The 26151-nt window shown below is 66.4% G+C and carries 17 protein-coding genes and 1 pseudogene; 10 read left to right on the forward strand and 8 right to left on the reverse strand.

Annotated features, from left to right (window positions below):
- The first annotated feature begins 11 nt into the window (after positions 1–11).
- Entirely contained in the window at positions 12–794 is a 783-nt protein-coding gene (locus AC1PLU_RS22430; RefSeq protein WP_481108573.1) for a hypothetical protein, read from the forward strand.
- A 32-nt stretch (positions 795–826) separates the two neighbouring features.
- Here AC1PLU_RS22430 and AC1PLU_RS22435 read toward each other — a convergent pair whose 3' ends face one another.
- Together AC1PLU_RS22435 and AC1PLU_RS22440 are read right to left on the reverse strand one after the other, a co-directional pair.
- Positions 827–1501 (reverse strand): DUF2306 domain-containing protein, encoded by a 675-nt coding sequence (locus tag AC1PLU_RS22435; RefSeq protein WP_481108574.1) that lies wholly within the window; start codon positions 1499–1501, stop codon positions 827–829.
- Positions 1502–1616: 115 nt separating this feature from the next.
- Positions 1617–1919, reverse strand: a complete 303-nt coding sequence (locus AC1PLU_RS22440) for a hypothetical protein (RefSeq protein WP_481107280.1) — start codon at positions 1917–1919, stop codon at positions 1617–1619.
- Positions 1920–2030: 111 nt separating this feature from the next.
- On the opposite strand from AC1PLU_RS22440, the gene AC1PLU_RS22445 reads away from it, so the two are divergent.
- A complete protein-coding gene (locus AC1PLU_RS22445) occupies positions 2031–2276 on the forward strand; it encodes a helix-turn-helix domain-containing protein (protein ID WP_006448377.1) in 246 nt (81 codons plus the stop codon).
- Between the two features lie 29 nt (positions 2277–2305).
- Here AC1PLU_RS22445 and AC1PLU_RS22450 read toward each other — a convergent pair whose 3' ends face one another.
- Positions 2306–3196, reverse strand: coding sequence for an RluA family pseudouridine synthase (locus AC1PLU_RS22450; protein WP_481107281.1), 891 nt, complete (start codon positions 3194–3196; stop codon positions 2306–2308).
- Positions 3197–3371: 175 nt separating this feature from the next.
- On the opposite strand from AC1PLU_RS22450, the gene AC1PLU_RS22455 reads away from it, so the two are divergent.
- From AC1PLU_RS22455 to AC1PLU_RS22475, 5 genes and pseudogenes are all read left to right on the forward strand, one after another.
- Positions 3372–4763: an alpha/beta fold hydrolase gene (locus AC1PLU_RS22455; protein WP_481107282.1), complete on the forward strand. Its 1392-nt coding sequence runs from the start codon at positions 3372–3374 to the stop codon at positions 4761–4763.
- A 42-nt stretch (positions 4764–4805) separates the two neighbouring features.
- Positions 4806–5216: pseudogene (locus tag AC1PLU_RS22460) on the forward strand (transposase); the annotation flags it as partial.
- A gap of 199 nt (positions 5217–5415) precedes the next feature.
- A complete protein-coding gene (locus tag AC1PLU_RS22465; RefSeq protein WP_481107283.1) occupies positions 5416–6243 on the forward strand; it encodes a hypothetical protein in 828 nt (275 codons plus the stop codon).
- A gap of 182 nt (positions 6244–6425) precedes the next feature.
- Entirely contained in the window at positions 6426–6758 is a 333-nt protein-coding gene (locus AC1PLU_RS22470) for a hypothetical protein (RefSeq protein WP_481107284.1), read from the forward strand.
- Between the two features lie 569 nt (positions 6759–7327).
- Positions 7328–7582: an antitoxin gene (locus AC1PLU_RS22475; RefSeq protein WP_024939619.1), complete on the forward strand. Its 255-nt coding sequence runs from the start codon at positions 7328–7330 to the stop codon at positions 7580–7582.
- 103 nt (positions 7583–7685) lie between these two features.
- Here AC1PLU_RS22475 and AC1PLU_RS22480 read toward each other — a convergent pair whose 3' ends face one another.
- From AC1PLU_RS22480 to AC1PLU_RS22500, 5 genes are all read right to left on the reverse strand, one after another.
- Positions 7686–8060 carry a hypothetical protein gene (locus AC1PLU_RS22480; RefSeq protein ID WP_481107285.1) on the reverse strand — a complete coding sequence of 125 codons (375 nt, stop codon included), beginning with the start codon at positions 8058–8060 and terminating at the stop codon, positions 7686–7688.
- A 473-nt stretch (positions 8061–8533) separates the two neighbouring features.
- On the reverse strand, positions 8534–10726 hold the full coding sequence (gene recD, locus AC1PLU_RS22485; RefSeq protein WP_481107286.1) for an exodeoxyribonuclease V subunit alpha: 2193 nt from the start codon (positions 10724–10726) through the stop codon (positions 8534–8536).
- Positions 10723–14703 (reverse strand): exodeoxyribonuclease V subunit beta, encoded by a 3981-nt coding sequence (gene recB, locus AC1PLU_RS22490; protein ID WP_481107287.1) that lies wholly within the window; start codon positions 14701–14703, stop codon positions 10723–10725. Before recB ends, recD begins: the two co-directional genes overlap by 4 nt.
- The gene (recC, locus tag AC1PLU_RS22495) at positions 14700–18104 is read right to left on the reverse strand and encodes an exodeoxyribonuclease V subunit gamma (RefSeq protein ID WP_481107288.1); all 3405 of its coding nucleotides are present in this window, start codon (positions 18102–18104) and stop codon (positions 14700–14702) included. Before recC ends, recB begins: the two co-directional genes overlap by 4 nt.
- A gap of 154 nt (positions 18105–18258) precedes the next feature.
- Complete coding sequence (locus tag AC1PLU_RS22500) at positions 18259–24084, reverse strand: putative Ig domain-containing protein (RefSeq protein WP_481107289.1); 5826 nt, start codon at positions 24082–24084, stop codon at positions 18259–18261.
- Positions 24085–24402: 318 nt separating this feature from the next.
- Between AC1PLU_RS22500 and AC1PLU_RS22505 the strand changes: the two genes are divergently transcribed.
- The 3 genes from AC1PLU_RS22505 to AC1PLU_RS22515 all read left to right on the forward strand — a co-directional run bounded on the left by AC1PLU_RS22505 (position 24403) and on the right by AC1PLU_RS22515 (position 26149).
- Complete coding sequence (locus AC1PLU_RS22505; protein ID WP_481094728.1) at positions 24403–24948, forward strand: phage tail protein; 546 nt, start codon at positions 24403–24405, stop codon at positions 24946–24948.
- A 73-nt stretch (positions 24949–25021) separates the two neighbouring features.
- Complete coding sequence (locus AC1PLU_RS22510; protein WP_115041053.1) at positions 25022–25549, forward strand: tail fiber protein; 528 nt, start codon at positions 25022–25024, stop codon at positions 25547–25549.
- A 60-nt stretch (positions 25550–25609) separates the two neighbouring features.
- Positions 25610–26149, forward strand: coding sequence for a phage tail protein (locus tag AC1PLU_RS22515; RefSeq protein ID WP_481094727.1), 540 nt, complete (start codon positions 25610–25612; stop codon positions 26147–26149).
- Positions 26150–26151: the final 2 nt, after the last annotated feature.

The following is a 26151-nucleotide window of genomic DNA, read 5'->3' on the forward strand; positions in this document are numbered from 1 at the left end:
GCGCCAACACCATGACCAACGAACAAGGATGCGTCCGGCAACGTGGCGGCCCGCAAGACCCCGGCACCAGCCCGCCACCGGTCATGGAGGCGTGCCTGGGCCCGTACAAGTTGCAGATTCCCGCCAACTATTTCGACGACCAGATGGGGCCGAACTTCGATGGCAGCTTCGGGCTGTATCTGGAATACCCGGAGTTGAACGCGTTCGCTCCTGGCGAGCGTGCCCACCTGAAGTTGGACGTGGCCACCCGCACCGTCAATATCGGCTATCGCTACCTCGACCGCGTGGATCCCGATGCATTTCTCCGGCGGCAGTACACGCAGGACGGCGCAACACAGGACACGCCCGAGGCGGATATCAGCACGCGCATCAAGGGCGAAGAAAAGGATGGGCTCACGCCTTACTACGCCAACGTCGCTGCGTACCGCGAGCACTATCTGGCGCAAGGACTGAAACCGTCCAATTCCATCATGGAGGCAAGCTACTACAAGGATTGGTATGTCAGCCGCGACGCACAAGGGAACATCGACACCATCATCAAGTGCACGTCCCGCGAGGTCGAACCGTCCGGCGTGGAGTTCCGCGAGGGCAAGCTTGTGCGCAGCAAGGAGCGGGAACTTCCTAGCTGCGAGCACGTCTTCGTCATTCCGGAAATGAAGGTCGCAGTGGAGATCAATTATGTGCGCGTCGCATTGAAGGACTGGAAGAAGATCCAGGACCGCGCGCGGAGTGCATTGAAAGACTTCATGCCGGCGCCCGCTGGCGCGTTAGCCATCGACGTGAAGGTGCCCTAAGCCCTGCCTGCGCTTCGCACCGGGACCGTTTTTCAGCCGGCGTCGATGCCGAGGCCGGCGAGTCGCGCGTTCCGGCGCGCGGGGTTGGCGATTGCGCTCCCCACCATGTGGATCAGCAACGGCGCCGCCCAACTGGCCCATAGCAGCGCCGCGATCGTATCGGGCGATGGTGCCACCCCGGCGCCGACAGCTGCGTAGAGCACAACACGGAACACGACCGGCGCCAGGGTCACCAGATACGCCCGCACCATCCAGCGCCGGTGCCGGCCAACCCGCCCGCGACGGATGGCCACCAGGCCCACGGACGCCACCACCAGCCACGCCGCTTCCGTCGCTGCGAAGGCCACGCGGATCGCCATCGGCGCAGGCGAGGTGGCAATCAACCCGGTGGCGCCAAGCATCGCCACCAGCATGCCAACGAAATACGCACGCCCAACCCAGCGGTGCACCCATGCGTGCCTGCGCCAGCCTTGCGTGGCGAACTGCAGCGTGCCCAGGGCGATGCCGGCGGCACCGCCACCCAGGTGGCACCACAGCCAGCCGCGCCGGGTCAGGAACATGGCGTATGCCGGCGACTCCAGCGCGGCGTACTTCAGGTACACGTGGCGCACAAACTCGGCCGCGAACGCGGCCAACGCAAGCCACAACAACGCCCACGCGACTCGGGCAAACGGCCTGCTACCCGCTACCTCGACACCTTCGCGCATCGGATCGACCCGCATGCCCCGCTCCTTCGGCCAGCCTGCTCTCGGCAGCGGAACGCTAGCATGGACATGCAGCAGGAGCGTGGGCGCGATCGTAGGTGCGGCGCTGGGGGAAGACTTACGCCTGGCGCTGCATTGCGTGCGACACCGGATCAACACCGTCGCTACCGAGCCGCTGCTCGTAGATCTCGTCGACCACGCCGCGTACCGCGCGGGCGGCATTGAAGATGCTCTCGCCCAGAACCGACAGACTGGTGGCATCCAGCGGCTTGCCGCTGCACACCGCCACCATGTCGCTCTGCGCAGTGATCGTGCGCAGCAGCGCGTGGAACTGGTCGATCTGCTGCAGGGTGACGCCGAACGTGAAGGGCTCTTCGTGCATTTGCAGCTTGGCCATCTTGCGGGTTTTCGAAGTCGTCATGGCATCCATCCTCGACGTGAGCGGACGGAATATCCGCCACTCGAATTTATCCCTTTTTCAGATATTTGAAAAGGGGATATAGCTTGAGTGCGGCCTATCAACGTTGCCGCCATGCCAATCAAGTCGATCCACAAAGACCATTACGACATCTTGCTGCAGCAACTGCGCGAGCTTCGCCTCTCCGCCGGGCTAACGCAGGTCGCCCTAAGCACAGCACTCAAGCGTCCACAGTCGTACGTGAGCGATGTCGAGCGAGGCAGTCGCCGGATGGATCTTCTTCAGTTGCGGGACTTCTGCAACGCCTGCGGAACTTCACTGACCAAGTTCGTTACCGAGTTCGAGAAGGAACTAAAGTAATCCGCCGGGCAGCGCGTGTTGCTTCGTTCCTAATTGTTAGGCCCGACCGTCGCTGTAAAACTCCGCGGCTCGCCGGTGATCGGGTCATCGAATGCAAGCGTATGTGCGAAAAGTTGCAGCGGCCGCTCCGGATCATCGGGCCGTTGGTCTTCGAGGTCGGGATAGAAGCGGTCATGCAGGATCGGCGCGCCCAGCGCGGCCATATGCACGCGCAACTGGTGCTTGCGCCCGGTGACCGGCTCTAGCCGGTACGTCCACGTGTCTACGCCGCGCGCGACCACATCGATCACCGTCTCGCTGTTCGGCTCTCCCACGCCCTCGCGCATGCGGAAGAACGGCTCGCCCGGCTCCAGCCGGCTGCGATGCACATACGGAAACCTCAGCCCCGGCAGCGGCGGTGCCACTGCCAGATAGTGCTTGCGGATGCGTCGCTCGCGGAACAGCGCCTGGTAGATCCCGCGGGTTGCCGGGTTGGCCGAAAACATCACCAGCCCAGCGGTATCGCGATCGATGCGGTGCAGCGGCACCAATGCGGAATTATCGAAGCGGCGCACCAACCGCGTCAGCAGTGTCTCGCGCACATAGACGCCGGCTGGCACAACGGGCAGAAAGTGCGGCTTGCACGCCACCACTACGTGCGCGTCGGCATACACCACCGTTTCCGTCGCCGCGATGACGGGCTCATCCGCAACCTCGCGGAAGTAATAGATCTCCGCACCTAATCGATACGGCGCCGATACCTCCAGCACCTGCTCATTCGCATCCAGCACACGCCCACGCGCGAAGCGGTCACGCCACGTGGCGGCATCCACACTCGGGAAACACGCGCATAGCGCCTCCAGCACCGTCGCCCAGGTTCCCATCGGGAGCTGGAAGTGGCTGGCGGGAATACCATCAAAGATCGGGCGTGTTGAAACCATGGCGACAGCGATATGCGCTCGAACAGATAGGGCTGGATCGTACCTTGCCCGCGTTTGACTGTTGCTCGATCTGTGCAGAGGCATGCGCACCTCATCGGTGAAGAATGACTTTCGGGCGATACGCAGGACACCGCCTTAGGCAATGCTGCTGCTCTTTGCCAAGAGATGGAACTCGATGCGTCGTCCTACGATCTACGCAGCCGTTGCCTGCCTTGCTGCATTCCTTGCGCCGTTTGCCACCGCAGCGCAGACGCCACCGCCTTCATTTACCGCGTGTGCCGACGCTGCGGCACACACACCATTGGCCGGTAGCGAATGCCTGCTCGCCCAGGTGCCGCTGCGTCACGAATCGCCGGATGCCGGCACCATCAACCTGTTCGTCCGCCGTTTGCCGACACCGGACCAGACCAAGCGACGCGGCGAAGTGTGGTTGATCGCGGGCGGGCCGGGCGAAGCAGGTGCCTCGCTGTATCCAATGATCAGCACTTACCGGCGCGCCTTTCCTGGCTATGACCTGATCATTCCGGACCATCGCGGCACCGGGCGCTCCACCCGCCTGTGCCCTGTGCAGGAAGCGCCGCAAAGCGCAAACGGCGTGGGCCTGGCCGGCGCCGAATGGGGTCCGTGCATTGGCGCGCTCTACGCAGATTCTCAACGCACCAAGGCCTTCACCATCACCGAGGCGGCGCAAGATCTTGCCCTGCTGATTCGCCAGCAACGACGCAAGGGCAAGGTGCTGCTGTACGGCGTGTCCTATGGCACGCAGTTGGCACTGCGCACCCTGCAAGTGGCGCCCGTGCCGTTGGACGGCCTGGTGCTGGATGGACTGGTGCCGCCGGAGACTGCCGCGCAGTGGGACTTGAGCCACCGCACCACGGTGGTCGATGCGGTAGGCCGCGCGCTGCTGGATGACGCCCACACCGCGACTTATCGCGGCGTGCTCGATCGCAGCGACAGCGCCGCATGGCGCACCCAAATCCCCGGCAAAGACCTCAGGCGCTTTCTCGGCATGCTGCTCAACTTCCCCACCCTGCGCGACCGGACTCCCGCCATCATCGATGGCCTGGCCCGCGCCGATGCCACGTTACTCACCGCCTCCATCGCCGATCTGCAGACCGCGCTAGCAGCCATGGGCCAAGGCGGCGAGAACCAACCCGCATTGCCGCTGGTCATGCTGATCGCCGCCTCCGAAAACAATGCACGGCCAACCCTCACCCACGAAACCGTCGCGGCCGAAGCCAAGGATGCCCTGTTCGTCAGCCCCATCCCCGGCCTGCTGGTGGACGCCGGCCTGCCCACCTACCCGCGCGACGCCTGGTTCGGCCGCAGCCCCACCACCCTGCCGCGCACGCTGATCATCCACGGCACGCTAGACCCCAACACCGCGTACGCAGGCGCGCAGGCGCATGCCGCATTGCTGAAAGCCGCAGGCCCGGTGACCTTCAGCACCGTTGAGCGTGGTGCGCACCTGCTCGCGTTTGCGGCGCCTGCGTGTTTTGCGAGTGCGGTTGCTGATTTTGTGGCGGACCGGAAAGTTGCTGGACGCTGTCGTGAGCCTGGCGAGTGATGATGGGAAAGGGGGGACAAATGACCCTGACCCAATTCTTTGGACGGCTACGCCGAGCGTGAAGCGGCCAAGGCCATGATCGCGGATGCACGCCAGGCCAACCCGGACGGTGCGCTCACGCTGGGCGCGGACAAGGGCTACGACGCAGCCGAGTTCGTCGAGGCGCTGCAGGAGATCCAGGTTGCCCCGCACATCGCGCAGAACACCAGCAATCGTCGCTCAGCGGTTCCTGATGAAGTGGCTGCAAGCGATGGCTACGCGATCTCGCAGACGAAGCGGAAGTTGATCGAACAAGGCTTTGGCTGGGCCAAGCTGATCGGCAACATCCGGCAGGTGATGGTGCGGGGCTTGGAGAAGGTGGGCCAGGTCTTCATGTTGAACATGACCGCCTACAACCTGGTACGCATTCGCACGTTGGGGGCAACTGTGCCTGCACGGCGGGAAAGGAGATGAAAAAGGCGGAAGTCATCTCGAATCCGGCGTTGAAGGCCATGAATCAGTGTCCTGATGGACAATTTTTCGCCACTTCTGGCATGCGACGGAAAATTTACGGTGGTGCAGCATCGCTTGGCAGTTGGTATTTCAGCAGCCTGTTAGGCCCCTCCACCTCAATTGGAGGTAAAGTCATCCCATCCTCAGCGAACAGTTCGACATGCCCGCTAGCCTCGCACCCGCAGCCACCGAAACCACTGCAAGGGTTGACGTGCTCGAATTTATTACGTCTATGACCGAGGCGCTTGCATGGCCATTAGTTATAGGCCTTGTGATCTTTGCTTTCCACAAAGAGATCAAAGCATTGCTACCTAAGCTTGCTTCCCTAAAAGCGGGTGGAGTCGAGGCCTCTTTCACTTTCGGCGATCAAGTCAGCTCTCTCCCCCCCTTACCCACGCCTTCTGCGGATGTCCCGGTAAATGAAGTCCCTGCGGCGATACTTGAGGAGCCTAAACATCAAGGTTCAGCACAAGGCGACCCCCAGCTCGAGCAAGTACCGGGAAGCTCGGCACCCAAGATCGATATAAATCAGACCTCCGAATTCTTCGATTACTGTTATCTCCGCATGGAGCAGATGGACAACGATGATGGTGATCGCATCGAGTGGCTCAAGCTTCTACCTGACAGGACCATTAGTGTCCTTCATGAGGCGCGACTGATAGCCCACCACTCCCCCAGAAGCTCGGTAACTTTGGCTTGGCGAGGAGTTGAAATTACAGCGCGAGAATGTGCAAGAAAGTTTGGCCTCATCGTTTCGGAAACTCATTCGGCACGCACAATTATTAACTTGATTAAGAATGAAATAGCAATCGAAGATTCCACTCTAGAACGATATCTAGAATTGAACAAGCTTCGAAACGACGCTGTACACAGCGAGCATTTCTCGGGATCTCGCGATGACGCACTCCAATACATATATCGAGCAGAGGAGCTTGCAATAAACATCACGATTGAATTTCACCTCGGGCATGCTGGTATCAAAGCTTGACAGAGCGCTACGCGACGGTGGACTCGCCTGCATCCGCGTAGAGTTCGGCAGAGAAGTAACAGGGGTCAGGTTGACTTTTTCTATCTCGTCATCGCTTGTTCAAAACCTGGGCAAGCACATCTTGACCTCCCATACATCCCCCACCCGCCATCCTCGCCGCAGCCTCAACTGGAGAACACACGATGATGAAGTGGATGGGCACCGCGCTGGCCGCGGCACTGCTGGTGACCGGCTGCGCCAAGGTGGAGGGCGAGAAGTTCGTCGGCCACTGGGTCAACGTGCAGACGCAGGAAGAAACGATGGACATCGAGCGCAATGGCGAGACCTTCATGGTCCGCAGCACCACGCCGAAGTTCTTCAGCCGCAAACCCAAGACCGAGAGCTACCCGGCGGTCTACAAGGACGGGGCGTTGCAGGTCAGCAACGATGGCGAGACGGTGAACTTCGCCATCGACGCGGCCAACGGCCACCTCAACACCGGCGGCGAGCAGTACCAGCGCGTGCCGGCCAAGTAAGGCCGCCGCTGTCACCGGCGCCCGCGTGCAGACCATCACTGCCGCACGCGGGCGTTTTGCGTTTGTGGCTCTGCCGGCGGCGCCGATCGGCCTGCGCCTGCCCCAAAGAAACGCCAAGCCTGAGGCACCGCCCGTCGCTCCGCCCGCTCTCCCCTGCCATCCAGCGCGCGCAAGCCTTACAGTGCGCAGGCACGCCAGGGTCATGGCGTTGCCCGACCGATCAATCCAGCAACTACGAGGGTGTCATGAGCAAGGGGATGGACCAGAAAAAGAGCCAGAAGAAAGAGCCGGCCAAGACGCTGAAGGAAAAGCGCGCGGCCAAGCAGGAAAAGAAGGCCAAGTAAGCCGCCCGGCCTGCCAGACGGCAGACGAGGTCAGGCGCAGGCCTGGCCTCGCGTTTTTGGATGTGTCACTAGGGGCTGAACGTTGGCTTCCGAACTCGGCCTGTCAGATTCTCCCACTCACCGCTGGCATGACCCGCGGTAGCACCCCAACGCTGCTGTAGACCGATCAACGACCCGGCCAAAGCTGCTGTGCTAATGTGGGTTTGTGTGGATTTGGAGCTCGTCATGAGCCGTTTGACCATCGATCTAAGCGATCAGCAGCACCAGAGCCTGAAGGCGCTGGCGGCTCTGCAAGGCAAGACCATTAAGCAATACGCGCTTGAACGCCTGTTCCCTGGCGACCTAAACGCTGATCAGGCATGGCAGGAGTTGAAAACCCTCCTTGGGGGACGTGTCGAGCAAGGCCTTGCCGGCAAGGTTTCTACCAAGAGCATCAGCACCATCCTGGATGAGGAATTGGCCGGGGGCCGTCGCGGTTGATGCACGGCTACGTCCCGATGCAGCCGAAGCCGATCTGCGCGGGATCATCCGCTACACCTCGGCACGCTGGGGCCAGGCGCAGGTTCGCCGATACATCGCAGACCTATCGAGGCGTGATCTCGATGCTGTTGGATGTAGCAGTCTTCAAAGACACCATATCGGCTGAGGTGCTTTTACTTTTTGATTCCGACTGCTCCCGATAACGCACAAACGGGTGTACCGCCACCGAGTACTTACGCCCAGGCATGATCTGGTAACTCAACGACAGATTGATCGTCTTGACGACTGACTGCCGCGGCATCAGAACAAGCGATGGCGTGGAACCGCGGACCTTGCGTACATAGATGCCGCGATAGTCGACAGGGCTGCCGTCCTCTTGCATGACCTTGAACAGATTGGTCTGCAATCTCCCGCTTTTGTCTACGTCTGGAACATACGCCGCAGTTAGCTCGATGGGCTGGTCACCTGTGTTGGACATCGTGACTAAGACTGAAGCTCCAGCTGCCGCTGTATGCGCTGTCTATGCGTTCTGGAGTTTGATATCCAGCCTCCCGGCCGCAGTAGCGGCGAAGCACGTCGCCAGCGCAACAGTCCCAAGAATCCATGCTGCTTTCATCATTCACCTCCCTAGCGCAAGCGCTTCCTTGCCATGCGTTCTTACGCCACATCCCCGGCTTGGGGTCTATCAGAACAACGAGCCCTGGACGGATGGAACCACCTTGGCAGGCGACTCCCGGGCAGACGGCAATGGCGACTCATCCTCGGCGCGATCTTTCAATCCAATGTGCACTCTTGCCGTAGGCGGCAGTTATCCGAAAATTTCGAATAACTGCCTCTGGAGGCAACTCGTTGTCGGCAAACACCCCGCTATCCAGGTATTCCCGGTGATGGTAATAGGCGAACGTGCTGCTTTGCCGTAGGAGATCCTGCCATCGCGCCGGCTCGCGTCCATCAGAACAACGACCCCTGCACGGGCAAAGCAACAGATGGTTCTGTTGCTTGCGTGGCGGGTGCCGCCTGCTGCTGCGCACCCAGCCGCCATGCCAATCCCGAAATGCGCGCGGCGTGCCGGGCGAGCGCGGCGCGGATGACCGCTTCGCTGCCGGCCAGGTGCAGGGCGCGGCGGGCGCGGGTGATACCGGTGTAGAGCAGTTCGCGGCTGAGCACGCGGGCGTCGCGGGTGGGCAGTTGCAACCAGACGGTGTCGAATTCGCTGCCCTGGGCCTTGTGCACGGTCATGGCGAAGGCGCTTTCGTGCGCCGGCAATGCGGCGGGGTGGAAGCCGCGCACCTGGCCGTCGCCGTCGCCTTCGAACCAGGCGACCAACGGGGCTTGGGCACGGCTGTCTGTGCTTGGGTCGTAGCGGTTGGCGGTGCCGCCGGACTGGCCTGGCCCTGAAGACGGGGTTTCGTCGCTGCGCAGGCAGATGCCGACGTCGCCGTTGAACAGGCCGTGGCGGTAGCTGTTTTCGGTGATCAGCAGCAGGCGGCCCTGGAACCACGGCGAGGCGCTGCCGAGGCGGCGGGCGCCGGGGCCGGTGTCGGCCAGCAGTTGTTCGATGCGGGCATTGAGGCCGCGCGCGCCTTGCGGGCCGGCGCGCACGGCGGTGAGCAGGCGCAGGCGCGCGGCGTCGCGCAGGGCGGCGGCCGGGTCTTGCGCGTCGGCAAGCGCGCGCCAGTGGGTGAGCAATGCGTCGCGGCCCAGGGCCAGCAGGTCCTCGCCGTCTTCGTGGAAGTGCACGCCGGCCAGCTCGCCGCTGCGCAGCAGGGCCAGGGCGGTGTCGGCGTCGCCGGTGCGGATGGCGTCGGCCAACGGGGTGAGTGCGAAGTTGTCTGCTTGGCGGTAGCCGCGTAGCAGGTGCACGCGGTGGCCGGACAGACCGCCGGTGTTGGTGTGGCTGACGGTCTGGGTGCTGGCAGGCGTGGTGTCAGGGCGCGCGCTGCCGAGCAGCGGTTGCAGCGCCTCGGCGTCGTGCGGCTGCAGGGTGTCGCCGGGGCCGGCGGCCTGCAGGATGGCGGCGAGCACGTCGCCGGCTTCCACCGAGGGCAGCTGGTCGGCGTCGCCGAGCAGGATCAGCTGGGTGCCGTCGGCGACGGCTTCGACCAGCTTGCACATCAGCGGCAGGTCGACCATGGAGGCTTCGTCGACCACGATCAGGTCGAACGGCAGCGGGTTGTCGGCGGTATGGCGGAACTGCGGGGAATCCGGGATGACGCCGAGCAGACGATGCAGGGTACTGGCGCCGGTGGGCAGGGCATCGGCCAAGGTCGGGGCGATGCCGCCGGCGATGGCGCGTGCGACGGCGGCGCGCAGGCTTTCGGCCATGCGCTCGGCGGCGCGGCCGGTGGGCGCAGCCAGGGCGATGCGCGGGGCTGGGGTGTTGGCTGCCTGGGCTTGCGCGATGCGCAGCAGCAGCAGGCGGGCGATGGTGGTGGTCTTGCCGGTGCCGGGGCCGCCGGTGACCAGCAGCAGGGTGCGGCGCAAGGCAAGGGCTGCGGCTTGGGCTTGGCGGTCTGGGGAGTGGGATGGGGCGGGTGGGTTCTTGCCGTCTTGCTCGGGCAGGCCCATAGCCTCTTGGTAGAAAGATGGCTCGGGCAGGCCCGTACCCTCACCCGCCCTTCGGGCACCCTCTCCCGGGGGGAGAGGGGTTGGGTCCACGGGGTGAGTGGTTGGGGTCGCGTCCGGGAATAGCTGGGCGAACAGCGGCGCTAGTGTGGCTGCGTCGAAGGGCGGCGGTGACTGGGCGGCGATGCGTTGCAGGCCCAGCGCCAGGCGGCGTTCGTACTCGCGGTAGCGGCGCAGGTAGAGCAGGCCGTGTTCGAGGACTAGCGGGCAGTCGGCGGCGGCGGGGTCTTCGGGAGTCGGTTGGTCGACCCAGCGCGAGGCGGCCAGGGTGCGTTGCCAGTCGGTTGGGTCCGGGAGCGCGGGCGATGGGCCTTCGCGCGCGTCCAGCAGCATGGCGGCGCGGGTGGGGTCCAGCCCTGCGTGGCCGCTGGTGACGGCCAGAGAGGCGAGTGCGGCGCCGGCCAGCACCTGGGGGTCGGTGTCCGGGGCCAGGCGTTGCAGGCTTTGGGCGAAGGCGAGATCCAGCGTGCGTAGGGCACCGGCCTGGGTGAGGGCGGTTAGGAGGTTTGGGTGGTTCATGGGGTGGGCGTTCCCATGGTGGACGTACCCTCACCCCAACCCCTCTCCCGAGGGGAGAGGGGCTTTAAGGCGTCACTGGAAAGAGGCTCGGTGGGGTTGCCGGCGAACAGGGCGTCCAGGGCTTCCACCAGGGCTGGGTCGAAGCGCCAGGCGTGGATGCCGGGGGCGGACGTGTTGGGCATGGCGTCGCTGGCAAGGTCGGCGCCAGGATCGGATGCGGCGTTGCGGGCAGGGTCGGAGCCAGGGTTAGCGGCAGCGTTGCGGGCCGCATCCAGGCCGCGGCAGAACAGGTAGCGCACGCCGCCGAAGTCGCGGGTGTAGTTGTAGGCGTCGCCCAGGCGGAAGCGCAGCCAGCGGTGCAGGGCGACGGTATAGATCAGCGCCTGCAGCTCGTACTCGCTGTGCGCCATGGCGCGGGCCAGGGCGTCGGCGTCGTAGCTGGGCAGGCGGTTGGATTTGTAGTCGAGCACGTACCAGCGGCCGTCCACGGTGTAGGTGAGGTCGATCAGGCCGGTCATCAGGCCTTCCAGACGCTGGCGCGCACCGAAGGCCTGGCGGTCGCTCACCACGCCGAAGCGATGCAGCAATGCGAGCAATGCCTCCACGCGAGTGGGCCGCATGGCGAAGTGGAATTCCATCTCGTTGCGGCGCTGCGGCTCGGGCACGGCTGCCAGGGTGGTGCCTTCGGGCAGGGCGACGGTAAGGGTGTGGCCGATCAGGGCGGTGAGCATGGCCAGGCCGTCGTCCAGTTCGTCCTGGGCGTAGCCGCCGCGTTGCAGCGCCTCGAGGATGGCGGGGGCCTGGCCCTCGGGTGCGGGCTGGCCGGGGCGCCAGGCCTGCCAGGCGGCGAAGTCGCAGCGCTCGAATACGTCGTGCATCACTACGCCGAAGCGGTTGCCGGCAAAGCGCGGGTCGAAGGTGTCGACCTCGGCGGCCACCGCGATCGCCTCGCTGCCGGACGGCTCGTCGCTGCCGCCGCTGCCGACCACGGTGGCGCTGGCCATCGGGTCGGTGGCGGCGCCGGCATCGGCGTTGGCCAGCTGGGTGAAGCTGTAGACCCACCACTCCGGTGCGATATGCCGCTGCGGGGTGCGCGCGGGCGGCACCTGTGCCTCGATCGGTGGCGGCAGGCGCGGCAGGGTAGCCGGCGGCGTGGACGTGTCGACCACCACTGCGCCCTCGCCGGCCGCGCCCTGCAGCGCGTCGAGCGCGCGCAGCATGCCGGACAACGCAGTGCGCTCGTGCTGGTGGAACGGGCCGCTGGCGATCCACAGCGCGTGCTCGGCACGGGTCAGGCCGACGTAGAGCAGGCGGGCGTCTTCGGCGCGTTGTTCCTGCTTCCAGGCGGCTTCGGCGGCGCTCCAGGTGGGATCGTCTTTATCAGTCTTCCAATGCAGCTGGCGTCCGAGGTCCGGCGCATGCACCACGCAATGGCGGCCGGCGCCCTTGTCGCTGCGGCCGATGCCGATGTACGGCAGAAACACCAGCGGATATTCCAGGCCCTTGCTCTTGTGCAGGGTGACGATCTGCACGCGGCGCGCATCCGACTCCAGCCGCAGCTGCTGGGCTTCGTCGTTGTCGTCGGCACTGGCGATGCGGCGCGACAGCCAGTCGACCAGGCCGTGCGGGCCGAGTGCGCGGGCATCGGCCTCCTGCAGCAGTTCGGCCAGCTGCAGGTAGTTGGTGAGGCGGCGCTCGCCATCGACCAGGGCCAGCAGGCGTTGCCCGTGCGCGGCGCCCAGGTCGCCGATCAAGGCGAGCGGGCCGCCACGTTGCCAGCGCTCGCGCCAGTCCAGTGCCTGTTGCTGCCAGCGGCGGTGACGCTCGCCGTCGTGTGCGAGCGCGGCGATGGCGGCGGCATCCGCGCCGATCAATACAGTAGCCAGCGCGGCGCGCAGGCGGCTGTCGTCGCCAGGGTCGAGCAAGGCCTGCAGCAGGGCCAGCAGCTCCAGCGCTTCGTCAGTGGCGAACAGGCTTTGCTTGCCGGCGGCCACGGCGGGGATGCCCACTGCGCCCAGCGCCTGTTGCATGCGGGTGGCCTCGCCGTGGCTGCGCACCAGCACCGCGATGTCGCCGGCCTGCACCGGGTGGCCATTGATGGTGGCGGTGCCGTCGCGGCCACCGGCCAGCCAGCCGCGGATCGCCGCCACGCAGGCGGCGGTGGCCAGCTCGCGGGCGCGGCCGGCGCTCCAGGGTTTGGGCTTGCCTTTCGCAGGCGGCGGCGGTTCCGGCGCGCGCCACAGCGTCAACGCCGGGGCGGTGGCGCCATCGCACTCCAGGTCGGCATCGTTGCGCTTGGTGCCGGGCTGCACCGGGTGGAAGGCGATGCCGTCGGTGAGGAAGGCCTCGGTGTAGCCGGCCTGCGCGTACAGCGCATCAATGGCCGCCAGCACGCCGGGGCGCGAGCGGAAGTTGTGGCTCAGCGGCGGGGCGAGTTCGGCAGTGACCGCGGCGGCCAGATAGGTGCGCACGTCGCCGCCACGGAAACCGTAAATGGCCTGCTTGGGGTCGCCGATCAGAAACAGCGCCGGCTCCAGGCCGGCCGCGCGTGCGAGCGGGCCTTCGCCGAACACGTTGGAGAAGATCGCCCACTGGCGGTCGTCGGTGTCCTGGAATTCGTCCACCAGCGCGATGGCGTATTGCGCGCGCAGGCGGGTGACCAGGGCGTCGGCCTGCGCGCCTTCCAGCGCATGCGCGACGCCATCGACCAGGTCGTCGTAGGTCTGTACGCGGCGCTGGCGCTTGAGCAATGCCAATCGTGCGATGGCATCGTCTCGCAGGGTATGCAGCAGGCGGATGCGTCGCTGCTGCTGCCACTGCTGCACCTGCAGGTCGGCCTGTTGCCAGGCATGCAACGCATCAAACAGCGGCGAACGCGGCACGCGATCATGCGCACCGTCTTTGCAGAACTCGCGCATGCGTGCCGGCAGCAACTTGTCCAAGTGCCCCTTCTCGTCCAGCACCCAATGCGCATCGACGCTGCCTTGCCAGAGCTGCTCGAAGGCCTTGTCGAAACTTGCGCGGCGTGCGCGGCGACCATCGAACACCTTGTTGTCGAATGCGGAGGCGATCGCGTCGTACGCTGCGTCACCATGCGTGCGCAGCGCGGCGACCAAGGCCTGCGCGGCAGTCTGGCGTGCCGGCGTCGGGTCGGGTGCTGATGGTGAAGGTGCCGGCAGCAGCGTTGGATGGCGAACCAACGCGCGCAGATCGCTAGCCAATGCATCGGGGCCGCCCGACCACAGCGCGATCAGATCTTCGGCCATCGCCGCATCGGCGGCGCGCTGGCGCCACAGATCGGCGGCCACTTCGCCGAGCAGTTCGCGGTCGTTGGCGAGCAGCTCCGGCGCGGCGAAGGCCTGGCCGCTTTCCAGCGCATGTTCACGCAGCACGCGCGCGCAGAAACCGTGGATGGTAAACACCGCGGCCAGGTCGATTTCTTCCACCGCCTGTTGCAGGCGGCGGCGTAGGGCCGCGGGTGTTTCGGTGCCGGTGGCCAGGTGCGTGGTGAGGATGGCGCGGGTGAGGAGGACGTCGGGCGCTTCCTGTAGGAGCGGCCTTGGCCGCGACGGGTCGTTGGCGAGGTCGGTCGCGGCCGAGGCCGCTCCTACGGAAGCTGATGGAGCGGCGGGTGCCTGCGTTACGGGTGGTTCGGTCGCGGCCAGGGCCGCTCCTACAAAAGCCGATGGGCCATTGGGCGCCAGCGTTGCGGAAGGTTCGGTCGCGGCCGGGGCGTCGGGGACCAGGGTTGCAGCCAGCACCAGGCGCTCGCGGATGCGGCGGCGCAGTTCCTGGGTGGCGGCTTCGGTGAAGGTCACTGCGAGGATCTGGCCGATACGCAGACCGCGCTCGACCACCAGCCGGGTGAACAGGGTGGCCAGGGTGAAGGTCTTGCCGGTGCCTGCGCTGGCCTCGATCAGGCGTACGCCTTGCAACGGCAAATGCAGATACGGGTCGGTAACGGGGCCGGTGCTCATTCGGCCTCTTCCTGCGCGCCGTGCCAGTGTCGCCAGCTCTCGATCAAACGCTCCGGATCCAGCGTGGCGTCGGCGTTGCCGCGCTCGAGCAGGTCGTACACACGATGGCTGGTAATGGCGAACTCGGCGAAGCGTTGCGCATCGGCGAACGGGTCGCGGCCGCGGTTGACCAAGCGCAGTTCCGGGCTATGCGATTCGCTCCAGCCGAAGCTGGATTGCCACTGCCCGGCGGCGTCCTTGATGGCCTTGTCCAGATCGTCGCCAAGCGCGGCCTGGTGATACTTCCAGCTGCTGTAGGGCGCGAACGCCAGCGGCGTCTGCAAGCCCTGCCGATACACCTGCAGCAGTGCGGCCAAAGCGCTCTGCGCCTGCGTTTGCGACAGCGGTTCGGCGTCGATGGGATGCGGGCCTAAACCGTCTTCGTTTTCGAAGAAGCGCACATACGGCGCGTGCTCGCCGGCGGCGCGCAGCAGCAGCCATTCCAGGCCGTGGCGGATCGCGCTGCGGCCGCTGAGCGCGCCGACCTGCACCCGCCCTACGCCGCTCGCATACCAACCCGGCACCCGGCCGTGCACCTCGGTCTCGCCGATCTGCACCTGCAGGCGGCGCGACTCGGCCGGCGCCTCGCCACGCCACTGCCGGAATGCTTCGGCATACGGGCGCAGTTGCGCCACCCGCTCATCGAGTTGGCGTCGGCCCAACGGGCCGGACGGCAGCAACGCACGTGCACGCAGACGCTCGTAAAGCCGGTCGGTGTCGCCGGCGAGCGCGGCGTCGAAGACATGCTGCTGCAGGCCGTATTGGTCCAGGCCGCGCGTGGGCGCGAGCAGCGGTTCGAGATCGCTGTCTTCGCCGGCCGGATCGGGCAGACGCATGCCCAACCGATGGCGCAGAAACTGCCCGGCCGGGTCGGCGAACAGGCGGCGCAGCTCGTCGATCGAGACGCTGCTCGGCACTGCGATGTCATCGGCCGGCAACGCACCGGCCACCCACGGCGCGAGCGGCTGCCGCTGGCCGACCAGGCTGTCCACAGCCGGCCGCCATTGGCGGCGATAACTGAAGCGACGCGGGTCGGCGCCGTCTTCGCCCAGCGCACCGAACGCGGCGGCGGCGAAGGGCTGCAACGGGTGGCGCACCACCAGCGTGTCGATCGCCTTAGGGTCAAGGTGATATTGCGCAGCGCTGGCCAACAACTCGCTGACCAGCACCGACGGTTCGCGCGCGCTGCCATCGCGCGCATCGGCGCCGAGATAGCTCAGGTAGAACACCTCCTGCGCAGAGGCGAACAACTGCAAAAACAGAAAGCGGTCGTCCTCGCGGGTGGAGCGATCACCATGCCGGCGACGCTCGGTGCCCAGCTCGGCAGTGAGGCGATTGAGCCCGGCAGCGGGGTCGCGGCGCGGGAAGTCGCCGTCGTTCATGCCGAGCAGGCAGATCGCGCGAAACGGCAGCAAGCGCATCGGCACCATGCGGCCGAAACTGATGCCGCCGGTGAGCAGCGGCGCGCGCGTGTCCGACTCGCCCAGCACTGCGGCGAAGTGCGCACGCACCACCTCGGCGGGCACGGTGCCGGCGTATTCGGCGCGCACTGCGTCGCGGGCGAATTGGTCGATCAATGTGCGCAAGCGATCCAGCGCGCGCTGTGCACGGGGTGCCGAGGGTGCTTTTGGAATCAGCGCCTCCAACAAGCCGAGCAGACGCTCGCGCCATTCGACGGGCGTCATTGCTTCGGCCAACACGGATTGATGGCGTTCGAGCACGCGCAACAATCGCAACAGCGTGTCGAGTGCGGCCAGCGCGCTGCCTTCCAGCTGCGGCCAGGGCGCCACGCCCTCGATATCGTCGTCGGCGCCGCTGGCATGGCCGAGCAGCAGCCGGTCCAGCGCGAAGCGCCAGGTGTAGGCGTCGTCGCTCGGTGCCTGATGCTGGCGCCGATGCGCCGCATCCAGCCCCCAGCGCGCGCCGGCGGCATGCAGCCAGCCGCGCAGACGTTCCAGCCCTGCTTCGTCCAGGCCGGCGGCCTCGGCGATCGGCGCACTGGCGAGCAGGTCGAGAATCTCGTGCAGGCCGAAGCGTGCGATCGGCAGGCCGAGCAAGGTGAGGAACACCTCGGCCAGCGGCTCGCTCGCCAACGGGCTGGCATCGGCCAGCGCATACGGTAGCGCGTCGTCGTTGCCGTGGCTGCCGAACACCGCGTCCAGATACGGCACGTAGGGGTCGATATCCGGCGACAGCACCGCGATCTCGCGCGGCTGCAATGGCGGGTCAAAGCGCGCATCGTCGAGCAAGGCGCGCAGTTGGTCGTGCAGCACCTGCAGCTCGCGCAGCCGCGTATGGCAGGCGTGCACCTGCAGGCTGGGGTCGTGCAGATTCACCGCCGGCAACACTGCAGGCACGCTTGGCGCGCGGCGATGGAACAGGTCGCTTTGCATGTGCCGCAGCAAGCTGTCGCCCAGGCCGCCGTCGGCCAGCACGCGGCGGCCGGACTCCAGCGGATCGGCGTAGGCGGCGATCTCGGCCAGCGGATGCACCACCTCGTAGTCGCCCACCAGCGCCATGAAATCGCGCCCGGCCGCGCCCCAGGCCTGCAGCAGCGGGTTTTCCTGCACCTGCTCGGCGAACAGCTGCACCGCGCCGTCTTCGCGACGGCGTTGCCACAACGTCTGCAGATCGCCCCAATAGCCTTGCGTCGGCGTGGGTAGATAAAAATGCAGCGTGCCTACGCGCGCCTGCGTGGCCAGCACGCGCAGCACGTCGGGCGAAATATTCAAGATGGCGAAGGCGAACAGGCGCTTGGGCAAGCCTTGCGGCAGCGGACCATCGGGCCGCGCAAACCGATCCAGATACTGGCCGATGCGGCGGGCGCGGTATTGCCGCCCGGACGCGATGCTGCGCCACAAGCGCGCCTGCGGATCATCGGGGTCGGCGCCGCCTTCCCAGCGCAGCAACCAGTCGCGTCGCCAGGCCTGGTACTTCTCGAACACGTTGCCCAGCTCGCCGGCCAGCGCCCAAGGCTTGAGCGCATCGCCATCGGACAGATACCCGGCCAACGGCGCCAATGCCGCATCGCTGCCCAGATCGGCCTGCAAGGCGTCATACAGGCGCCACTGCGTGGTCGCCATGTCCAGATCGTCGTCGGCCGGGCCGAGATTGCACTCCAGCGCGCGCGCGACGAACTCGCCGGGAGTGAGGAATTCCAGATTCGCTGCAACACCGTGCTCGGCCGCCAGCGTGGACTGCAACCAGCGCCGCATCGCCACCTGCGGAATCAGCACCACCTCCGGCTGCAGCAGCGGTTGTTCGGGCACCGGCCGGCGCAGCTCCTGTGCGAGCAAGGCGGCCAGCGTATCCAGCGCGTTTGACGGATAGAGGCGAAAATCTGGCGCGGAAGTGGCGTGCATGCGTACGTGCATTGTGCCGGATGCAGGCGCACTGCGTTGTTTGCGCATGCGCTCGGCGACCGCACGATGGCGATCGGCGCGGCAGACAAACGCGATGGGCCGAGCGTTTCCGCCCGGCCCATCGCATTGCCTCATTGCATGACGCTCGCCGCGATCAGTATTTCTTTTCCAGATTGATCATCCAGGTCTGATCGTCGTTGTTGTCGCCATCGGTAATGCCGCGGTATTCCAGCCGCGTCGACAGGCCCTGCTCGGTCAACAACGCCGCACCGATGCCCACCATCAACCGGTTGCGATCGAACGCGCTTTGCCCGGCGCGATAGAACGGCCCGCCGTTCAAATCGGCGTAGCTCAGCGTCGCATCGCCACGGCCCTGGAAGTCGCGCTGATATTCCACACGCAACTGCGGGGTCAGCCGGCCCCAGGCGACGTCGCGGCGCCATTCCAGCCGCAGGCCCAGGTTGCCGGTGGTGGTGGCCACGTCCATGTCGTCATAGCGCAGTGCGAACGGCGCCACGCCGTCTTCCACATAGCCATCCAGCGTGGCACGCGCCACATCCACACGCGCATACGGGGTGATCTGCAGATCGCCACGCTGCAGGTCCGCACCGGTGGACACCGACGCGATCCACTGCTTGCCGTCGCGGTTGCCCTCGGCCATCGAGCTATCGTCGGTGACGAAGCGACGCAGGTCGTAGGACAGCAGCTGGTAGCCGACCAGGGTGTCGAAGAAGAACGCCTTGCCCGGATGGAAGCTGGCATACAACGCCATGGTGTAGGCGGTGGCCTTGGAGTGGCTGCCGTTCCTGCCCACATCGCTGTCGTCGCGACCCCAACCCAGGCCCGCACCGATCGCCAGCGACTGCGCCACCCGGTAATCGGCGCCCACGCTCAGGCCGTCGGTCTGGAAGTCCACCCCGGTGCTGTTGGACTGCTTGTCCAGGCTGCCCGAGCGGATCGCACCGCCTACCCACAGACCCAGGTCGCCCTGACCCTGCGCAGTGCTGTTGCCGCTGCTCGCCACTGCCGGCGCATCGCGGAAGTCGTTGTCGGCCTCCTGCGTGTCCGGGCTGCACGGCTGCGCACTGATGCCGCGGTCGGCCTGACGGCAATGCGAGGTCGGCTGGAAGCTCACCGCGTTGCTGAAGGTGCTGCCGCCGCGATGGGTGGCTTCCAGACGGCGCTGGAAGTTGTCGATCTGCGCCCGCGCAAAGCGCCGCGTGGACTCGGACTGCGCATCGATCAGGCCGCGCACTTCCGCATCCACGCTCGGGTCGCGGCGCGGCGCGATGGTGAACACCACGCTGGCCGGCACCGACGTGGCGAACGCATTGGACAAGGTGAACTGCACCGTGGCCTGGCCGACGAACGCCGGGTTCGGGGTGAAGGTCAGCATGAACGTGGGCGTCTCGGCCATCGCAGCCGCCGCCGGCGATGGGCCGGAGGCACGCGCCGCCGCCGCAGTGGCGGTACCGCCAGTCCGGGTGATGGTGGCGGTACCGGCCGAGGCCGGCAGCACCGCGACCACGGCCGCAGCCACGAACGGCCCGCCGGTGGCATTGCGGGTCAGATCGACCTGCTGCGCCTCGCCCGGCACTGCCGCGGCAGTCACCGACACCGCCACCGGCCGCGCGTTGACCGTAATGGTCAACGTGACCGGGGCCGAGGTGCCGCCGCTACCGGTGACCGTGTAGCTCACCACATCGGTGCCGACGAAACCGGCAGCCGGCGTATAGACCAGCTCCAGCCCGTTGACCACGGCGGTGCCGTTGGTTGGCGCAGTGGCAATGGCGATCGATGCGATGTTGCCGGTGTCGTTGGCGGTCACCGCCACCGTCACCGCGGTGTCGGACATGGTCGCCGCCACATCGGCCACGGCCACCGGCGCCGCATCGCTCACCGTGAAGCTGTAGGCCTGCGTGGCGCTGGCATTGCCGGCATCGGCCACCGCGATGGTGAAGGACGAAATGCCCTGCGTGGTTGGCGTGCCCGACAGCGTGCCGTCGCTGGCCAGCGTCAGGCCAGCCGGCAAGGTGCCGCTGGCGATGCTGTAGCGATAGGGCGCAACGCCGCCACCGGCCGTGAGCACCTGGTTGTACGCGCTGCCGCGCGTCGCCGGTGGCAGGGTGGGCTGCGCCAGCACCAGCGTCGCCGCTGCAATGGTGACCGCATAGCTGCGGCTGGCCTGGGCGGCCGGGCTGGGCGTGCTGTCGGTCGCGGTCAGGGTGAAGTTGAAGGTGCCCGACAAAGTCGGCGTGCCGCTGAGGCCGCCGGTTGCCGCATCCAGGACAACCCCCGTCGGCAATGCACCAGCGCTCAGTGCATAGCTGTAGGGCGCAGTGCCACCGGTGGCCGGAGCAATCGTCGCCGCATACGCCTGCCCGGCCGTACCTGCCGGCAAGCTGCTTGCGGGCAACGCCAGGTTCGGGCCGGCCACCGTCAGCGCATAGGCCTGCGCAGCGGTGAAATTGTTCGCGTCAGTCGCCGTCACGGTGAAGTTGAAGCTGCCTTCCACCGTCGGGTTGCCCGACAACGTACCGTTGCTGGCCAGGGTCAAGCCAGCCGGCACGTTGCCCGCGCTGATTGCATACGTGTATGGCGCGGTGCCGCCGCTGGCGCTCAAGGCCTGGCTGTAGGCCGTGCCACGCATGGCGGCCGGCAACGCGGTGGGCGCGATCACGACCACAGGTGCCGCGATGGTCAGCGTGTAGCTGCGGCTGGCCTGCGCCGCCGGGCTGGGCGTGCTGTCGGTCGCGGTCAGGGTGAAGTTGAACGTACCCGCCACGGTCGGCGTGCCGCTCAGTGCACCGGTCGCCACGTCCACGACAACACCCGTCGGCAACGCACCGGCGGTCACTGCATAGCTGTAGGGCGCGGTGCCGCCGGTAGCCGGCGTAATCGCCGCGGAGTACGCCTGCCCGGCCGTACCTGCCGGCAAGGTGCTTGCCGGCAACGCCAGGTTCGGGCTCGCCACCGTCAGCGCATAGGCCTGCGCAGCAGTGAAGGTGTTCGCGTCGGTCGCCGTCACGGTGAAGTTGAAGTTGCCTTCCACCGTCGGGTTGCCGGACAGCGTGCCGTTGCCGGCCAGGGTCAGGCCGGCCGGCACGTTGCCCACGCTGACTGCATACGTGTATGGCGCGGTGCCGCCGCTGGCGGTCAGCACCTGGCTGTAGGCCGTGCCGCGAGTCGCAGCTGGGAGCGCGGTGGGCGCGACCACGATGACAGGTGCCGCGATGGTCAGCGTGTAGCTGCGGCTGGCCTGCGCCGCCGGGCTGGGCGTGCTGTCGGACACGGTCAGGGTGAAGTTGAACGTACCCGCCACGGTCGGCGTGCCGCTCAGTGCACCGGTCGCCACGTCCACGACAACACCCGTCGGCAACGCACCGGCGGTCAGTGCATAGCTGTAGGGCGCAGTGCCGCCGGTGGCCGGAGCAATCGTCGCCGCATACGCCTGCCCGGCCGTGCCTGCCGGCAAGGTGCTTGCCGGCAACGCCAGGTTCGGGCTCGCCACCGTCAGCGCATAGGCCTGCGCAGCGGTGAAATTGTTCGCGTCGGTCGCCGTCACGGTGAAGTTGAAGCTGCCTTCCACCGTGGCGGTACCGGACAGCGTGCCGTTGCTGGCCAGGGTCAAGCCAGCCGGCACGTTGCCCGCGCTGATTGCATACGTGTAAGGCGCGCTGCCGCCGCTGGCGCTCAGCGTCTGGCTGTAGGCAGTGCCACGCGTGGCGGCCGGCAGCGTGGAGGGCGCGACCACGATCGGCGGCGCGGCGATGTTCAAGGTGTAACCGCGTGTGCCCTGCGAGGGCGTGCCGCTGGTGCTGTCGGTGGCGGTCACGCTGAAGGCAAAGCTGCCCACGCTGCCGGGGGTGCCGGTCAGGGCGCCGCTGCTGCCATTGAGCGTGATGCCCGCCGGCAGGGCGCCGGCGGTGACGGCGTAGGTATACGGCGCAATGCCGCCCGTGGCCGGATTGAGCGCGCTCGAATAGGCCTGGCCTGCAGTGCCGGCCGGCAAGCTGGTCGCCGGCAAGGTCACCGTCGCGCCGGCCACGGTCAACGTGTAGGCACGGTTGCCGCTGGTGGGGCTGCCGCCGCTATCGGTGGCGGTGGCGGTGAAGTTGAAGCTGCCGGTGGCGGTGGGCGTGCCGGACAGCACGCCGGCAGCGCTCAGGGTCAGCCCGGCCGGCAACGCACCGGCAGTGACGGCGAAGCTGTACGGCGCGGTGCCGCCGCTGGCGCTCAGGTTCTGGCTGTAGGCGCTGCCCGCGGTCGCCGCCGGCAGCGATGCCGGCCCGACCGTCACCACCACGTCGTCGTTGAGGATGGTGCCGGCGCCGGTGGCGCGCGCGATGCTGGCATTGCTGGCACCGGACAGGCCGACGCTGAAGGTCTCGTTGGGTTCGACCGCGGTGTCGCCATTGACGGTGATCGCCACGCCCTGCGCGGTGGTGCCCGGCGCGAACGTCAGCGTGCCCGAGCGCGCGACGTAGTCGCTACCTGCGGTGGCAGTGCCGTCGGCAGTGGCGTAATTGACCGACACGGTCTGGCCGCTGGCCGCGCTCAGGCTCACCGTGAAGGTGGCCGTGGTGGTGCCGCTGTTGCCTTCGTTGACGCTGACGTCGTCGATCGACAACGCCGGCTGCGCATCGTCGTTGACGATCGTGCCCTGGCCCTGAACGTCGCCGGCGCTGGCGCCGCTGACGTTGCTGACGTTGACGAAGAAGGTCTCGTTGGGTTCGCTGAGCGTGTCGCCGTTGACCAGCACGGTGAAGGTGGCGCTGCTGCTGCCGGCGGGAATGGTCTGCCCGGTCAGGCTGGAGGCGACGTAGTCCACGCCCGCGGTGGCGGTGCCATCGGCGGTGGCGATATCGAAGCTGACGCCGCCGGCGCCGGCAGGCTGGCTCAGCGAGACAGTGAAGGTGGCATTGCTGGTACCGGCATTGCCTTCATTCACGGACACGTCGTTGATCGACAGCGTCGGCTGGTCGTCGTTGGCAATGGTGCCGATGGCGCTGTTGGGCGAGCCCACGCTATAGCCGCTGCCCGCAGCGAGACTGATCACCACGGTCTCGTCCGGTTCGATGGTGGCATCGGCGGTGGGATTGATGGTGATGGTGCCGCTGATCTGGCCGGCGGCAATCGTCAGCGGCGAACTCACGGCCGCGTAGTCGCTGCCCGAGGTCGCGCTGCCGCCGACATTGAAGGCGACCGACACCGCGCTCTGCGCGGCCTGGTCGAGCGTGACGGTATAGATCAGATTGCCTGCGCCGTCCTCGGGCACGCTGGCCGGAGACACCGTGATCGATGCGGTCGGAAAGTCGTCGTTGACGATGGTGGCGGTGGCGCTGGACGGGCTGCCGATGGCATAGCCGCTGCCGCTGGCCACGCTGATCACCACCGTCTCGTTGGCCTCCACCGTGGTGTCGGCGACCGGGGTGACGGAGAAGGTGGCCGTGGTGGCGTTGGCGGGCACCACCACGCTGTTCGGCGCACCCGTGTAGTCGGTGCCGCTGGTGGCGGTGCCGCTGCGGCTGAGGTTCACCGTGGTCGCCGAACTGCTGCTCTGGCTCAGCGTCACCGTGTAGGTGAAGGCGGCGCCGCTGTCTTCGTTGCGGCTGGCCGGGCTCACCGCGATGCTGGCCGACAGCGACGGGGTGATGGTGATGTTGACGGTGATGGTGTCGCCCCGGCCATCTTCCAGGGGGAACGTGTCGCTGGTGGCGCCGTCACCGTTGTGGGTGTAGGTGACGATCTGCGTGCCCTGCGCGCCGCTCGGATTGGGCACCACGATCGTGCCGTGCGCGGGTTGCACACCGTTCCAGCCAACGCCGATATCGTCTGCTCCCGTGCCATCGCAGGTCGTCACGTCGATCTGTACCGAACCGCCCTGCACCACGGTGGCGTTCAGCGTCGGGCAGTAGGTCGAGGCTTGCGCCATCGCCCAACCTGGCGCCAGGAGCGTCATCGCGAACAGGACAAACATCACGGCCAAACGTGCGCGGCCGCCGGTGGCGTCCGCTAGAAACCTACGTTGCTTATTCACTGTCCACACCCCTGGAGAGCGCCATCCCCGGCGCCGGCAACGATCCTCGTGCCTGAAGACAACGTCGCCCTAGTGGGATTGCTCCCTTCGACATTGCGAGGGTATTTGAACAGGAACTGACTAACGAATAAAGAACAAAAACTTAATACTTCATTCCAATTCTGAATAGTTGAGACTTGCTCTATTCAAAAATGACATGTATCTGTGCAAATTATTCCGACACGCAGTCGGCGTTGCACTTACGGGAAGGAAGTCCGCATGAGTGAGTTCTTCTTGGGTCAGATCATGATGACCGGCTTTGCGTTTGCGCCCAAGTATTTTGCGCAGTGCAATGGCCAACTGCTGCCGGTCAATCAGAACCAGGCACTCTTCAGCCTGCTTGGTACGCGTTTCGGCGGCAATGGCAGTACCACTTTCGCGCTGCCGGACATGCGCGGGCGCACGCCGCTCGGCTTTTCGCCTTCGGCCGATGCAAACTGGCAGCCCGCACCGCTGACGATCGGCCAAAGCTCCGGCGCTGAGAACGTGTCGCTGCTGCCCAGCAACCTCCCGGCGCACAATCATTTGCTGGAGTGTTCCAGCACTGCCGGCAACAACCGGGGTCCCAGCGGTCGCTCTTTCGGCACCAATGCCAGCACGAGCGGTCCGGCCACCGCGCTGTATGCGGCGCCGGGGACACTGGTGGCGATGAATCCGGCAACCGTGGCTCAGGCCGGTGGCAGCCAGCCGCATCCGAATCTGCAGCCGTACACCACGCTCAATTTCTGCATCGCGCTGTCCGGCATCTTTCCTTCGCGCAGCTAAGACGGCGCCTGCACCTCATAAGCAGCGCGCCACCGGCGGCGCGCAGCGCACCCATCGACCAGATAAGGACACCATGGCCACTCCATTCATCGGTGAGATCCGCATGTTCGGCTTCGGCCGTACTCCGCAAGGCTGGCAGGCCTGCGACGGCAGCCTGTTATCGATCTCCGAATACGAAGTGCTGTTCATGCTGATCGGCACCACCTACGGCGGCGATGGGCAGAGCACCTTCGCGGTACCGGATCTGCGCGGGCGCGTACCGCTGCATCAGGGCCAGGGCCCGGGCCTGAGCAACTACGTGATCGCCCAGAAGGCTGGCGCCGAGACGGTTACCCTGACCGGGCTGCAGTTGCCGGCGCACACGCACACGCTGGTCGCTACAACCACCACCGCGACGGCCACCGCGCCATCCGGACTGTTGCCTGGCACGGTCGTCGGCGACGTGTTCTACGCGACCGACACCACCGGCGCCACGGCGACGCCGATGGCCACCGAGTCCACCACGATCACCGGCGGTGGCCAGCCGCACGAGAACACCATGCCGACCTTGACGGTGCAGTACTGCATCTCCACTGCCGGTATTTTCCCGCAGCAGAGCTGAGCCCATTCGCCGCGCCGCGCTCGGTGCGGTGCCTGCACGTTCTACAGAAGGACCGCGTTCATGACCGAACCCTATATTGGCGAAATCCAGCTGTTCGGCTTTGATTTCAATCCCGTCGGCTGGGCGCTGTGCAACGGCGCCACGCTGCCGATGCAGCAGAACATCACGCTTTACTCGCTGCTCGGCATCGCCTATGGCGGTAACGGCTCGACCACGTTTCAACTGCCGAACTTCTGCGGACGCGCCGGCTGCGAGCAGGGGCCGGGCCCGGGATTGACCAGCCGGCAGTTGGGCAATAGCTTCGGCTCGGCCACAGTGAGCCTGTTGCCCACGCAGATCCCGCCGCACCAGCACGGCATCAACGCGTTCACGCAACCGGATTCGACCAAGAAAAGCGGCACGCCCGCCAACGGCGCAGCGCTTTCAGCGCTAGGCAGCAGCACGGCACGACCGTTCGTGACAGTGGCGCAACCCGACACCCAGTTCTCGCCCACGGCGCTGCTGCCGACCGGCAACGGCTTGGCGCACGATAACCAGCAACCGTATCTGGCGGTGAATTTCTGCATTGCGTTGTCCGGCACCTATCCACAGTTCGATTGACG

Source organism: Xanthomonas sp. NCPPB 2933 (assembly GCF_056725225.1).

What these genes read in the sequence shown, in the direction of transcription:
- AC1PLU_RS22440 (WP_481107280.1), bottom strand. Translation starts at nt 1,919, where the DNA reads ATGACGACTTCGAAAACCCGCAAGATGGCCAAGCTGCAAATGCACGAA.
- AC1PLU_RS22505 (WP_481094728.1), top strand. Translation starts at nt 24,403, where the DNA reads ATGAGTGAGTTCTTCTTGGGTCAGATCATGATGACCGGCTTTGCGTTT.
- AC1PLU_RS22445 (WP_006448377.1), top strand. Translation starts at nt 2,031, where the DNA reads ATGCCAATCAAGTCGATCCACAAAGACCATTACGACATCTTGCTGCAG.
- AC1PLU_RS22515 (WP_481094727.1), top strand. Translation starts at nt 25,610, where the DNA reads ATGACCGAACCCTATATTGGCGAAATCCAGCTGTTCGGCTTTGATTTC.
- AC1PLU_RS22455 (WP_481107282.1), top strand. Translation starts at nt 3,372, where the DNA reads ATGCGTCGTCCTACGATCTACGCAGCCGTTGCCTGCCTTGCTGCATTC.
- AC1PLU_RS22435 (WP_481108574.1), bottom strand. Translation starts at nt 1,501, where the DNA reads ATGCGCGAAGGTGTCGAGGTAGCGGGTAGCAGGCCGTTTGCCCGAGTC.
- AC1PLU_RS22480 (WP_481107285.1), bottom strand. Translation starts at nt 8,060, where the DNA reads ATGTCCAACACAGGTGACCAGCCCATCGAGCTAACTGCGGCGTATGTT.
- AC1PLU_RS22430 (WP_481108573.1), top strand. Translation starts at nt 12, where the DNA reads ATGACCAACGAACAAGGATGCGTCCGGCAACGTGGCGGCCCGCAAGAC.
- recC (WP_481107288.1), bottom strand. Translation starts at nt 18,104, where the DNA reads ATGCACGCCACTTCCGCGCCAGATTTTCGCCTCTATCCGTCAAACGCG.
- AC1PLU_RS22450 (WP_481107281.1), bottom strand. Translation starts at nt 3,196, where the DNA reads ATGGTTTCAACACGCCCGATCTTTGATGGTATTCCCGCCAGCCACTTC.
- recB (WP_481107287.1), bottom strand. Translation starts at nt 14,703, where the DNA reads ATGAGCACCGGCCCCGTTACCGACCCGTATCTGCATTTGCCGTTGCAA.
- AC1PLU_RS22475 (WP_024939619.1), top strand. Translation starts at nt 7,328, where the DNA reads ATGAGCCGTTTGACCATCGATCTAAGCGATCAGCAGCACCAGAGCCTG.
- AC1PLU_RS22470 (WP_481107284.1), top strand. Translation starts at nt 6,426, where the DNA reads ATGATGAAGTGGATGGGCACCGCGCTGGCCGCGGCACTGCTGGTGACC.
- AC1PLU_RS22510 (WP_115041053.1), top strand. Translation starts at nt 25,022, where the DNA reads ATGGCCACTCCATTCATCGGTGAGATCCGCATGTTCGGCTTCGGCCGT.
- AC1PLU_RS22500 (WP_481107289.1), bottom strand. Translation starts at nt 24,084, where the DNA reads ATGTTTGTCCTGTTCGCGATGACGCTCCTGGCGCCAGGTTGGGCGATG.
- AC1PLU_RS22465 (WP_481107283.1), top strand. Translation starts at nt 5,416, where the DNA reads ATGCCCGCTAGCCTCGCACCCGCAGCCACCGAAACCACTGCAAGGGTT.
- recD (WP_481107286.1), bottom strand. Translation starts at nt 10,726, where the DNA reads ATGAACCACCCAAACCTCCTAACCGCCCTCACCCAGGCCGGTGCCCTA.